Source organism: Solwaraspora sp. WMMA2080 (genome assembly GCF_027497395.1).
In the GTDB taxonomy this organism is placed as follows: domain Bacteria; phylum Actinomycetota; class Actinomycetes; order Mycobacteriales; family Micromonosporaceae; genus Micromonospora_E.
Map to the genome: position 1 here is coordinate 1,435,990 of NZ_CP114910.1, position 12,462 is coordinate 1,448,451.

The following is a 12,462-nucleotide window of genomic DNA, read 5'->3' on the forward strand; positions in this document are numbered from 1 at the left end:
GGGCCGCGTGAACGCACCGATGTCGATACGCTGTCGAACAGTCTACGGTGCTCCGACGTGAAGGGTTCGCCTGTGCAGACACGACCATTTGGTTCCACCGGAATGCGGGTCAGCGCTATCGGTCTCGGCGCCTGGCAGCTGGGCCGATCGTCGCACTGGCCGGACGGGCCGGACGAGGCCGAGGCGGTCCGCATCGTGCACACCGCGCTCGACCACGGCGTCTCCTTCATCGACACCGCGCCGGGCTACGCGGACGGCCGCAGCGAACCCAACATCGGCCGGGCCCTCGCCGGCCGGCGACGGGACGAGGTAGTGATCTGCACCAAGTTTGGCTATCTTCCCGACGGCACCGAAAACTGGTCGGCCAGCGAAATTGAGGCGTCGGTCGAGCGCAGCGCCCGCCGGATGAACGTCGACCACGTCGACATCGTGGTGCTACACAACCCGCCACCAGAGATCCTCGACGGCAGCCGCAGCGACCACTACGAGGTGCTGCACCGGCTGCGGGACAAGGGCGTCATCCGGTCGTACGGCGCTTCGGTGGACTGGAGCGCCGATCTGGACCTCGTGCTGTCCACCAGTGACTCCACCGCGTTCGAAGTCCGGCTGTCAGCGCTCTACCAGGAGCCGTGGCCGGCGGTGGGCCGGGCCCGCGACCGGGGTGCCGGCACGATCGTCAAGGTGCCGCTGGAGTCCGGCTGGCTCTCCGGCCGGTACCACGCCGACAGCGTCTTCGCCGGGGTACGGGACCGCTGGTCGCGAGAGGACGTCGCGGTGCGCGCCGGCCTGGTCGACGAGTTCCGGTCGCTGCTGCCGGCCGGTGTCGGGGTGCTCGCCGGCGCGCTGCGCTTCCTGCTCAGCTACGACGCGGTGTCGACAGTGATCCCGGGAACCAGGTCGGTCGCCCAGCTCACCAGCAGCATCGCCGGTGCCGCCGACGGCCCACTGCCGGCGGACACCGTCGCCGCGATCCGCGCCTGGTACGACCGCCGGCTGGCCGCCACCCCACTGGACTGGTGACTCGGTCCCGGTCGGGTCCCCCGGCCGGGGTCCCGGTCGGAGCGGGGTCGGCCGCCAACGCCGGACCTGCGGTCGGTGGTCAGCCGCGTTCCAGCAGGTGACCGACGACCTGCGGGGCCAGCATCACCGGGGTGCCCGAACTGTCCCGGCGCGGATCGAGCTGCGGCAGCGCCACCGACTCCCCGGACGGGGTGGCACCGACCGGGCGGGAACCCACCCAGGCCAGCTCCAGCCCCGACTCGCCCTTGAGGAACCGCTGCACCCGGACCCCACCGGTGGCCCGACCCTTCGCGGGATACTCGGCGAACGGTGTGACCTTGACGTTGTTCCCGGTGGAGGTGACCACCATCGGCTCGCCGTGTACCGGGTCGTCGGTCCGCACGGCGGCGAAGAACAGCACCCGGGCGTCGGCAGCGAGGTTGATCCCGGCCATGCCGCCCCCCTTGAGCCCCTGCGGACGGACCAGCTTCGCGGCGAACCGCAGCAGCGACGCGTCGGTGGTGACGAACACCAGGCTCTCGGTGCCGTCGGTCAGCCAACTGGCCCCGACGACTTCGTCGCCGTCGCGCAGACCGATCACCTCGAACTCGTCGGCGCGTACCGGCCAGTCCGGCGCGCACACCTTCACCACGCCGTGGCGGGTGCCGAGCGCGAGTCCCGGCGTATCCCGTTGGGCGGCCGGGGCCAGGCCGACGACCTGCTCACCCGCGCTCAGCGGCAGCAGTTCGGCAACCGGCATGCCGCCGGACAGCGATACCGTTCCGGACCGTTGCGGCAGCACCGGCAGTGGCAGGACATCGGTACGGACCGCCCGGCCGGTGCTGGTGATCAGCAGCACCTGGCCACGGGCGGTGGCCGGCACCACGGCCTGTACCGCGTCGTGCCTGGCCCGGCTGTTGCGCCGGGCGTCCTCGACCGACTCCTCGCTCTCGGCGACGGTGCGGGCGACCAGCCCGGTGGCGGACAGGATCACCTGGCAGGGGTCGTCGGCGACCTCCAGCGGGCCGGCCGGGACCGAGGCGGCCAGCACCTCCTTGAGGTCACCGTCGACGAGGGTGGTCCGCCGGGGGGTGGCGAACTGCTTGGCCACCTTGGCCAGCTCGTCGGATACCAGCTTGCGCAGCGCCGCGGGGTCGTCGAGGATCCGCGACAGCTCAGCGATCTCGCCACGTAGCCGATCCTGCTCGGCCTCCAGCTCGATCCGGTCAAACCGGGTCAGCCGACGCAGTGGGGTGTCCAGAATGTAGCCGGCCTGCACGGCGGTCAGCCCGAACTCGGCCATCAGCGCGTCCCGCGCCGCCTGCGCATCGTCGCTGCCGCGGATCAGCCGCACCACCCGGTCGATGTCAAGCAGCGCGATCAGCAGACCGTCGACCAGATGCAGTCGGTCCTGGCGACGGCTCCGTCGGTAGAGGCTGCGTCGGGTGACGACGTCGTACCGGTGGGCCAGGAAGGCTTCCAGTAGCTCCTTCAGCCCGAGCGTACGTGGCTGCCCGTCGACCAGCACCAGGTTGTTGACGCCGAACGACTGCTCCATCGGGGTCAGCCGGTAGAGATCGGCGAGCAACGCCTGTGGGTTCACCCCGATCTTGCATTCGATGACCAGGCGGGTGCCGTTCTCCCGGTCGGTCAGGTCCTTGACGTCGGCGATGCCCTGCAGCCGTTTGGTCTTGTTGACCTCTTCGGTGATCTTCTCGATGATCCGCTCGGTGCCGACCCCGTAGGGCAGCTCGGTCACCGTGATCGCCTGCCGCCCACGGCTGCCCTCGAGCAGACCGATCTGCACCTTGGCGCGCATCCGCACCACCCCACGCCCGGTGGCGAACGCACGCCGCACCTCGTCGAGGCCGAGCAGCAGACCACCGGTCGGCAGATCCGGGCCGGGGACGAACTCCATCAGCTTGTCGAGACTCGCGTCGGGATGGCGGATCAGCCAGCGGGTGGCCGCGACGACCTCACCGAGATTGTGCGGGATCATGTTGGTCGCCATCCCGACGGCGATCCCGGACGCCCCGTTGACCAGCAGATTCGGGAAGGCCGCCGGCAACACCTTCGGCTCGGTCAGCGAGCCGTCGTAGTTGGGCTTGAAGTCGACGGTCTCCTCGTCGAGCTCGCCGACGAGCAGCATCGCCGGGCGGGACATCCGCGCCTCGGTGTAGCGGCTGGCCGCCGGACCGTCGTCGGGGGAGCCGAAGTTGCCGTGCCCGTCGACCAGCGGCACGTTGAGCGAGAAGTGCTGTGCCATCCGGACCATCGCGTCATAGATCGCGGTGTCGCCGTGCGGATGGAACTTGCCCATCACGTCGCCCACCACCCGAGCCGACTTGACGTAGCCCCGGTCCGGGCGGTGACCCTGCTCGCTCATCGAGTAGAGAATGCGTCGGTGCACCGGTTTGAGCCCGTCCCGGGCGTCGGGCAGGGCCCGGGCGTAGATGACCGAGTAGGCGTACTCCAGGTAGGAGTCCTGGATCTCGGTCTCCAGCGGGTTGTCCATGATCCGGGCGCCGGCCTGGTCGAACGCGGACAGGTCGACCCCGGACTGCTTGCTCTTGCTGCGTGCCATCTCTACGTTTCCAGCGCTTCCTCGATCGAGCGGGTCATGCTCAGGCGTCGATACTCTCCTGGTCGACCCGGCCGGCCGAGTCGATCAACCAGTTGCGGCGCGGCTCGACCTTCTCCCCCATCAGCAACTCCAGGGTGCGGTCGGCGACCTCCACGTCGGCCAGGGTGATCCGGCGTACCGAGCGGGTCGCCGGATTCATGGTCGTCTCCCACAGCTCGTCTGCGTCCATTTCGCCGAGGCCCTTGAACCGGGGAACCGGGGTGACGACCTGTCGCCCGGCCCGTTCCAGTCGCCGTACGGTCTGCTCCATCTCGGCCTCGGTGAAGGTGAAGATGGTCTCCGCGTTCCGGCCCTTGGTGGTGATCTTGTGGAGCGGGGGCATCGCCGCGTACAGCCGGCCGGCCTCGATCACCGGACGTAGGTACTTGGCGAACAGGGTGATCAGCAGGGTCCGGATGTGCGAGCCGTCGACGTCCGCGTCGGCCATCAGGATCACCCGGCCGTACCGCATGGCGGCCAGGTCGAAGGTGCGCCCGGTGCCGGCGCCGAGGACCTGGACGATCGCCGCCACCTCGGCGTTGCGCAACGTGTCGGCCAGGTTGGCCTTCTGCACGTTGAGGATCTTGCCCCGGATCGGCAGCAGGGCCTGGTACTCGGCGACCCGGGCCATCCGGGCCGAGCCGAGCGCACTGTCGCCCTCCACGATGAACAGCTCGCTGCGCTGCAGGCCGGTCGACCGGCAGTCGACCAGCTTCGGCGGCATGGACGCCCCTTCCAGGGCGGTCTTGCGCCGGGCGGCGTCCTTCTGCTGCTTCTGGGTGAGCCGGACCCGGGCCGCGTCGACCACCTTCTGCAGCACGGTCCGGGCCTCGGTACGGGTCCGGCGGTCCTCCACCCAGGACTTGATGTGCCGCTCCACCACCGTCTGCACCACCCGGGTGATGCCGGCGGTGGAGAGCTCGTCCTTGGTCTGCGAAGTGAACTGGGGCTCCGGGATCCGCACGTGCACCACGGCCGTCATGCCTTCGAGCACGTCGTCGACGGTCGGCGGATCCTCCTTAGGCTTGAGCAGGCCCCGGCTGTTGCGTACCGCGTCGACGACGGCCCGGGTCACCCCGCGCTCGAAACCCCGCCGGTGGGTGCCGCCGTGCACGTTGCGGATGGTGTTGGTGAAGCACTCGACGGTCCGCTCGTAGCCGGTGCCCCAGCCGAGGGCGACCTCCACCTCGGCCCGACGCTCGACGTCGGACTGCATCACGCCGTTGGCGTCGGCGGCGTTCTCCTTGTAGGTGCCGGTGCCGGTGATGAACAGCGTGCCGCTGACCGGTCGGTCCCCGCTCGGGGTGAGGAACTCCACCATCTCGACCAGGCCACGGGGATGGTGGTACACCTCCTCGACCAGTTCATCGGAGGTGGCGTCGCGCAGCACGTAGGTGACCCCGGGCACCAGGAAGGCGGTGTTGCGCAGTCGGGTCCGCACGGCCGTCACGTCGAGTGCGGCGCCGGCGTCGAAGTAGCGGGCGTCGTACCAGTAGCGGATGGAGGTGCCGGTAGCCTCACCGCGCTTCATCCGGCCGACCGCCCGCAGCCCCGACTGCTCTGTGAAACCGGCGGCCGGGCCGGGGCCGTCGAAGACCCCCGGGACGCCCCGCTGGAACGACATCTCCGACACCCGACCGGCCCGCTTGACCCGCACGTCGAACCGTAGCGAGAGCGCGTTCACCGCCGACGCGCCGACCCCGTGCAGGCCGCCGGACGCCTTGTAACCGGAGCCGCCGAACTTGCCGCCGGCGTGCAGCCGGGTCAGCACCAGCTCGACCCCGGACAGCCCGGACCGGGTGTGCACGTCGGTCGGGATGCCCCGGCCGTCGTCATCGACCTGCACCGAGCCGTCGGCGTGCAGGGTCACCTCGACCCGGCTGGCGTGACCGGCGACGCCCTCGTCGGTGGAGTTGTCGAGGATCTCGTTGAGCAGATGGCCGACACCCCGGCTGTCGGTTGAGCCGATGTACATGCCGGGCCGCTTGCGGACGGCCTCCAGCCCTTCCAGGTGGGTGAGGTCGTCTGCTCCGTACAGCGTCTCAGGTTGTGCAGTCAACGCGTCGAACTCCCGGTGCCGGCCAACGGTGCCCCACCTCGCCGGCGGGCAGGACCGACCGGCAGGGCAACGACGGTGGCCTGCGGGCCACCGTCCGACGAGCGTAACCGCAGCCACCGACAGCGCCGCGCCGGGCCGGTACCGGGGTGTCGCCGGTACCGGCCCGGCCGCACCCTGCGCGCCGGCCCGCACACGCCGGACGGGGCCGGTACGCCGGGTGTCCCGCGTACCGGCCCCGTCGTGGGGGTGGTAGCCGTCAGCCGGCGCTGCAGGTCGGGGTCATCCCGCTGCCGGTGCCGGTGCCCTGGAAGCCGAACTGGGTCGACTGTCCGGCACCGATCTGGCCGTTCCACGGCGCGTTGCTGAAGCGCACCGTGCCGCTGCTCCCGCTGGCCTGCGAGTTCCAGGCGTTGGTGACCGCCGCCCCGGACGGCAGGGTCATGGTGACCGTCCAACTGCTGGTCGAGGCGGACCCGGCGGTCACCCGCACGTTCGCCACGAAGCCACCTGGCCACTGGTCGAGCGAGATCACCGAGGCCGAGCAGTCGCCCCCGCCCGGCGGCTGCGAAGTCGGCGGGGCCGTCGTGGGCGGCGGGGCCGTGGTCGGCGGCGGGGCCGTGGTCGGCGGCGGGGCCGTGGTGGGCGGCGGGGTGCCGCCGGCGTTCAGCGCGGCGAGGGTCGAGTCGTACGCCTGCTTCTTGTTGCCGTTGCACTCGAACAGCAGCGGGGTGCCGCCGCTGCGCCACGAGTCGCAGTCCCGGATGCCCCAGGTGGTGATGCCGGTGCAGCGGGACACCGCGAGGCAGTCCTGCACCACGTTGCGGTAGGTGTTGGCCTGGCTGCTGCCGGAGCCTTCGATGTCGAGTTCGGTGATCTGCACGTCGACGCCGAGGGCGGCGAAGCTGGACAGCGTGGTGCGGTAGTTCGACGGGTACGGCGAGCCGCTGTTGAAGTGCGACTGCAGGCCGACGCAGTCGATCGGCACGCCGCGCTGCTTGAAGTCGCGCACCAGGTTGTACGCGGCCTGGGTCTTGGCCCAGGACCAGTTGTCGATGTTGTAGTCGTTGTAGCAGAGCTTGGCACCGGGGTCGGCGGCGCGGGCGGCCCGGAACGCCGCCTCGATCCAGTCGTTGCCGGTGCGCTGCAGGTTGGAGTCGCGTCGGGCACCGCTACCGCCGTCGGCGAAGGCCTCGTTCACCACGTCCCAGGAGTGGATCTTGCCCCGGTAGTAGGAGGCGACCTGGGTGACGTGGTTGAGCATGGCCTGGCGCAGCGGAGCACCTTCCATCTGCTGCATCCAGCCGGGTTGCTGGGAGTGCCAGGCGAGGGTGTGACCGCGGACGGCCATGCCGCGGGAGATGGCGTGGTTGACGATCCGGTCGCCGTTGCTGAAGTTGAACTGGCCCTGCTGCGGCTCGGTGGCGTCGAGTTTCATCTCGTTCTCGGCGGTGACGCTGTTGAACTCCCGGTTGAGGATGTTCACGTACGTCGAGTCGCTGAGCTTGTTGGCCGCGACGGCGGCACCGAAGTACCGGCCGGACTGCTCCGCGGCCGCACCGAGCGTGGACTCGGCGGCGCTGGCGGAGGTCGCGTACAGCATCGCGGTACCGGCGGCAAGGGCGACCACCGCGGCGGAGGCCAACGCGGCCCGCGGTCCCCTTCTCCTCGGTCTGCTGTCGGATAGATGGGTCATGGTGATGGTTGCCTCTCGGTGCGGAGTGTGGTCGACAGGTGAACCTCGACCACACATCGACTTCAATCGAAGTGCTGTTGAGCGATGCTAACGGAGAACTTCCGGTAGCTCAATGACCAAGGCCGATACCGGGCAACCCGCTGCTCGACCAGCTAATCCGAAACACGGCAGCACCCAGTTCGGCACTCGACGGCAAGGCCAGAGTACCGAAACTTTCGGAGAAGATCCGGGACAGACCCGGACACCACGCGCAACCCTGTCAGCGGCACAGTCGCGCTACGGGTCGGCGGTGTCGGCCGCGCCCGGACAATGCGGCATGGACACCAGCCGGCCGGCTGCGACTCGCCCGGCCGCTGTATGGAACTCTGTCAGATGAGCGCCCTGGGAGGAAGCACCTTGACAGACTCGACACCGGTCACCTTGCCCGACGTCCGCGACGCGGCCGCACGGATAGCCGGTGCCGCGCACCGCACCCCCGTGCTGCGCTCGCGCACTCTGGACGCCATGGTCGGCGCCGAGGTCTTCGTCAAGTGCGAGAATCTGCAACGCGTCGGTGCGTTCAAGTTCCGTGGCGCCTACAACACGATCGCGCGACTGTCCCCGGCCCAGCTGGCCCGGGGCATCGCCGCGTACTCGTCCGGCAACCACGCGCAGGCCGTCGCGTTAGCCGCCAGGGAGTTGGGCAGCACCGCAGTGATCGTCATGCCGCAGGACACGCCGGCGGCCAAGACGGCAGCGGTCCGCGGCTACGGGGCCGAGATAATCACCTACGACCGGTACACCGGTGACCGGGTCGCCATCGGTGCGGCGTTGGCCGCCGAACGCGGGCTGACCCTGGTCCCGCCGTACGATCACCCGCACGTCATCGCCGGGCAGGGCACCGCAGCCCTCGAGCTGGTCGAGGAGGTTGGACCGCTCGACGCGCTGCTGGTGCCCGTCGGTGGCGGCGGGCTGGCGGCGGGCACCGCGGTCGCGGCGAAAGGACTGCTGCCCCGGATCCGGGTGGTCGGCGTCGAACCGTCGGCCGGCGACGACACGTTGCGATCGCTGGCCGCCGGCCGGCGGATCACCATCCCGGTGCCGCGCACGATCGCCGACGGCCAGGCCGCCGAGACGCCCGGCGAGCTGACCTTCTCGGTGAACCAGCGGCTGCTCGACGACGTCGTCCTCGTCGACGACGACGAGATCCGGGCGGCGATGCGGTTCGCGTTCGACCGGATGCGGATCGTCGTCGAGCCCAGCGGCGCGACCGGGCTGGCAGCCCTGCTGGCAGGTCGGCCGGTCCCGGCTCCCCGACGGGTCGGTGTGATCGTCTCCGGCGGCAATGTCGACACCCGGCGCTTCATCGACCTGCTGTCCACCGCCGGTTGATCCCAGGCTGGCTGATCCCCAGGCCGTGAACCAGCACGGCCGGCAACCGGCCGCCGGTGAGCTCACCCGACGCGGGTGATGCGGGCCGGTTCCGACCCGACCTACCGTGCACCCAGGACGTCACACGGCGTGAGGAGGCGGGGCCGGATGGTCGACACGGTCGAAGATGCGCTGGAGCGGCTGGCCCGCGACGCAAGCTCCGTCCTGGACCGGCTGCCACCCAGGCTGCGTGGCACCGTTCGCTTCGACGTACAGGAGGAGACCAGGACGACGCACTGGTTTGTCACCCTGGGAACGGGGAAGGTCCGGGTGTCGTCGACGGGGGCCGAGCCGGATTCGATCGTCCGCAGCGAACGGGTCCGCTTCGACCGGTTGGCCCGGGGCGAGGACCGGTTCATCCCCCTGCTGTTCCGCAACGCGGTCGTCGTCGAGGGAGACCTGGGGCTCGCGGACCAGCTCTGCCGGGTCCTTTTCGGCAGTGTCCCGGCCGGGCTGCATCCAAGGGACTTCACTCGGAGGGAGGCCGCCGAGAATGAACGAGAAGACAGTCAGCATCCTGGACGGGAACACCTTCGTGGTGACTGACGAGCGCGGTGACGTGACCGCCTCACCGGACCTGCCGACCGGCCTGTTCTCGTTCGACACGCGCTTCCTGTCCACCTGGGTGCTCCGGATCGACGGCCACCGGTTGAACGCTCTGTCCCAGGACGACCTGCACTTCTTCGAGACCCGGTTCTTCCTCGTACCGGGCCGGCCCACCCACTACATCGACGCCAAGCTGTCCGTCATCCGGGAGCAGTCGATCGGCGCGGCGTTCGTCGAGCGGCTCACCGTGCTCAACCACGACATCGCGCCGGTAACCCTGACCCTGCGAGTCGACATGGACACCGACTTCGCGGACCTGTTCGAGATCAAGGACGTCCAGCACAAGCGCGGCACGAAGTCGGTCCACCACGACGACGGTCGGCTGCGATACAGCTACCGGCGGGAAACCTTTCAGCGGGACACCGTCATCTCCAGCACGCTCCCGGCCCGGATCGACGACGACGGCATGACGTTCGATGTCACCCTGGAGCCGCGCGGTCAGTGGCAGACCGAGATCCGGGTGGAACCAGTGATCAACGGCGGCGACACCGAGTCGCCGACCATCTGGGGAGCCTACCGGCGCCGGGCCCGACCGCAGCTGCGCCAGGAGCTCGAACACTGGGTCGACCAGGCACCGCAGCTTCTCGCTGACAACCCCGCCCTCACCACGGCGTACGAGCGGAGCCTGATCGACCTCGCTGCCATGCGGTACGCCTCGCTGACCGCCACCGGCGCGATACCGACCGCCGGACTGCCCTGGTTCATGACGCTGTTCGGCCGGGACAGCATCTTCATCAGCCTGCAGACCATGCCGTTCTTACCCCAGCTGACCCCCCCGGTGCTACGGCTGCTCGGCTCGTTGCAGGGCGGCAGCCTCGACGACCTACGGGAGGAGGAGCCCGGCAAGATCCTGCACGAATTCCGGTACGGCGAGTCGGCGGCGTTCGAGGAGCAGCCACACACCCCGTACTACGGATCGGCCGACTCCACCCCACTGTTCGTGATCCTGCTCGACGAGTACGAACGGTGGAGCGGCGACACCGAACTGGTCCGCGGACTCGAACGCCAGGCCCGCGCCGCGCTGCACTGGATCGACGAGTACGGGGACCTGGTCGGCAACGGCTACGTCTCCTACTGGCGCCGCAACACCCGCAACGGCCTGGAGAACCAGTGCTGGAAGGACTCCTGGGACGCGATCTCCTACCGCGACGGACGGTTGTCCGCGCTGCCGAGGGCAACCTGCGAGCTGCAGGGCTACGCCTACGACGCCAAGATCCGTGGCGCCCGGCTGGCCCGCCAGTTCTGGAACGACCCGGCGTACGCCGACCGGCTGGAACGGGAGGCCGCCGACCTGAAGCAGCGGTTCAACCGCGACTTCTGGGTGGCCGACGGCGAATACTACGCGCTCGCGCTCGACCCGGACGGTACCCCGGTCGACGCGCTGGCGTCGAACATGGGGCACCTGCTGTGGAGCGGCATCGTCGAGCCGGACCGGGCCGGCAAGGTGGCCGAACACCTGCTCGGACCGGCGATGTTCTCCGGCTGGGGGGTACGGACGTTGGCCGAGACCGAGGCACGGTACAACCCGGTCGGCTATCACGTGGGGTCGGTCTGGCCGTTCGACAACTCGATCATCGCGTGGGGGCTGCGCCGGTACGGGTTCCGGGAGGAGGCCGCCCGGATCGCCGAAGGGATGATCGAGGCGTCCGGGTTCTTCGACGGACGGCTGCCGGAGGCCTTCGCCGGCTACCGGCGCGAGTTGACCGGATACCCGGTCGAGTACCCGACGGCGTGCAGCCCACAGGGCTGGTCGGCGGGGGCGGTCCTGCTGCTGCTGCGTACCATGCTGGATCTCACCCCGTACCAGGACCATCTGGGCGTCGACCCACATCTCCCGCCGTCGATACCTCGGATCGAACTGCTCGACGTACCCGGCCGGTGGGGCCGGGCGGACGCGCTCGGCCGGCGGGCCGAGAGTCATCAGCGGCAGCACACCGGGCTGCTCGCCCGACTCGGACGCACCGACAACGGCTGATTCGGGGCGGTCACGCCCCGAGTCGGGTCATCGGGGGTGACGGGTACGTTCGACGAGTGCCGCACCGCGCCGCGCGGCCGCACCGGCGTCCACCGACAGGTCCGGGTCATCAGCCGGACGCGGCACGCACAGCAGCAACGCCGCCGGCTGGACCGTCACCCGCAGCGTGGCGCCGGGTTCGATCAGGTCGCCGTCGAGCTCGCGGGGTTGGTCGCGGTCACTGACCACCGACACCTCACGCCCCCGGTACACCTGCATCCGCGGCACCCGTCGCCGACCCCGTACCAGCGCCCAGGCCAGCGCGACCCAGTGCCGCAGCGTCCGTGGCGTCAGCACGGCGACGTCGAGCAGACCGTCGTCGGGTTCGGCGTCGGCCAGCAGGGTCATCCCGCCCTGCAACCGGCCGACGTTGGCCACCAGCACGGTGCGGGCCCGGGTCCGTACCGGCGGCTGGTCGTCGATCTGGACCCGCACCGGCACCGGCCGGTCCCGCAGGTGCCGCACGGCGCCGGCAACGTACGCCGGCCAGCCGATCCGCGCCTTGGCCTGCTCGGAGGTGGCGGCCAGCATGCTCGCGTCGAACCCCATGCCGGCCATCACCACGAAGCAGCGCTCGTCGTCGAGCCGACCGACGTCGAGCCGGCGGGTCTGCCGTTCCACCGCGACCTCCAGCCCGGCCGCGAGGTCGGTCGACAGCCCCAGGTTCGCGGCGAGCAGGTTACCGGTGCCGGCCGGCAGGATGGCGAGCGCCACGTCGGTGCCGACCAGGCCGGCGACGCACGACATCACGGTGCCGTCGCCGCCGCAGGCGAACACGACGTCGACCCCGGCCGCGACCGCCTCCCGGGCCTGCGTCCGCCCTGGTTCGGCGGCCGTCGTCTCCAGCCAGATCGGTGCCGCCCAACCGGCTTCGGCCAGGGTCGCGTCGACCGCCGTCCGGAGGTCGTCGAGGTCGGTGACCTTCGTCGGATTGACCACCACGGCGGACCGTACCGGCGCTGTCTGCTTCTGCACCGGCTCAGTGTGGGCCACCGGGGCCGGCGCGGACCAGTCGACGCCGGTCCGCGCCGCCGGTGGGCGGTGTCGCCGTCGGTGGC

Annotated in this window: 8 protein-coding genes; 4 read left to right on the plus strand and 4 right to left on the minus strand. The window is 70.4% G+C overall.

Annotation, left to right across the window (positions count from 1 at the left end; all coding sequences use genetic code 11):
- Nucleotides 1-102 precede the first annotated feature (102 nt).
- Complete coding sequence (locus O7543_RS06405) at nucleotides 103-1,020, plus strand: aldo/keto reductase (RefSeq protein WP_281554692.1); 918 nt, start codon at nucleotides 103-105, stop codon at nucleotides 1,018-1,020.
- 79 nt (nucleotides 1,021-1,099) lie between these two features.
- Here O7543_RS06405 and O7543_RS06410 read toward each other — a convergent pair whose 3' ends face one another.
- The 3 genes from O7543_RS06410 to O7543_RS06420 all read right to left on the minus strand — a co-directional run bounded on the left by O7543_RS06410 (nucleotide 1,100) and on the right by O7543_RS06420 (nucleotide 7,281).
- Nucleotides 1,100-3,583 (minus strand): DNA topoisomerase (ATP-hydrolyzing), encoded by a 2,484-nt coding sequence (locus tag O7543_RS06410; protein ID WP_281554691.1) that lies wholly within the window; start codon nucleotides 3,581-3,583, stop codon nucleotides 1,100-1,102.
- Between the two features lie 40 nt (nucleotides 3,584-3,623).
- A complete protein-coding gene (locus tag O7543_RS06415) occupies nucleotides 3,624-5,681 on the minus strand; it encodes a DNA topoisomerase IV subunit B (RefSeq protein WP_281554690.1) in 2,058 nt (685 codons plus the stop codon).
- A 256-nt stretch (nucleotides 5,682-5,937) separates the two neighbouring features.
- On the minus strand, nucleotides 5,938-7,281 hold the full coding sequence (locus tag O7543_RS06420; RefSeq protein ID WP_281555569.1) for an endo-1,4-beta-xylanase: 1,344 nt from the start codon (nucleotides 7,279-7,281) through the stop codon (nucleotides 5,938-5,940).
- Between the two features lie 489 nt (nucleotides 7,282-7,770).
- Here O7543_RS06420 and O7543_RS06425 point away from each other — a divergent pair, with 489 nt between their 5' ends.
- The 3 genes from O7543_RS06425 to O7543_RS06435 all read left to right on the plus strand — a co-directional run bounded on the left by O7543_RS06425 (nucleotide 7,771) and on the right by O7543_RS06435 (nucleotide 11,365).
- Nucleotides 7,771-8,745 (plus strand): threo-3-hydroxy-L-aspartate ammonia-lyase, encoded by a 975-nt coding sequence (locus tag O7543_RS06425; protein ID WP_281554689.1) that lies wholly within the window; start codon nucleotides 7,771-7,773, stop codon nucleotides 8,743-8,745.
- A gap of 147 nt (nucleotides 8,746-8,892) precedes the next feature.
- Nucleotides 8,893-9,330, plus strand: coding sequence for an SCP2 sterol-binding domain-containing protein (locus O7543_RS06430; RefSeq protein ID WP_281554688.1), 438 nt, complete (start codon nucleotides 8,893-8,895; stop codon nucleotides 9,328-9,330).
- Complete coding sequence (locus O7543_RS06435) at nucleotides 9,278-11,365, plus strand: glycogen debranching N-terminal domain-containing protein (protein WP_281554687.1); 2,088 nt, start codon at nucleotides 9,278-9,280, stop codon at nucleotides 11,363-11,365. Before O7543_RS06430 ends, O7543_RS06435 begins: the two co-directional genes overlap by 53 nt.
- A gap of 27 nt (nucleotides 11,366-11,392) precedes the next feature.
- On the opposite strand, the gene O7543_RS06440 is transcribed toward O7543_RS06435, so the two are convergent.
- Nucleotides 11,393-12,379, minus strand: a complete 987-nt coding sequence (locus tag O7543_RS06440) for a diacylglycerol kinase family protein (RefSeq protein ID WP_281554686.1) — start codon at nucleotides 12,377-12,379, stop codon at nucleotides 11,393-11,395.
- Between the last annotated feature and the right edge of the window lie 83 nt (nucleotides 12,380-12,462).

What these genes read in the sequence shown, in the direction of transcription:
- O7543_RS06435 (WP_281554687.1), top strand. Translation starts at nt 9,278, where the DNA reads ATGAACGAGAAGACAGTCAGCATCCTGGACGGGAACACCTTCGTGGTG.
- O7543_RS06430 (WP_281554688.1), top strand. Translation starts at nt 8,893, where the DNA reads ATGGTCGACACGGTCGAAGATGCGCTGGAGCGGCTGGCCCGCGACGCA.
- O7543_RS06420 (WP_281555569.1), bottom strand. Translation starts at nt 7,281, where the DNA reads ATGCTGTACGCGACCTCCGCCAGCGCCGCCGAGTCCACGCTCGGTGCG.
- O7543_RS06410 (WP_281554691.1), bottom strand. Translation starts at nt 3,583, where the DNA reads ATGGCACGCAGCAAGAGCAAGCAGTCCGGGGTCGACCTGTCCGCGTTC.
- O7543_RS06405 (WP_281554692.1), top strand. Translation starts at nt 103, where the DNA reads ATGCGGGTCAGCGCTATCGGTCTCGGCGCCTGGCAGCTGGGCCGATCG.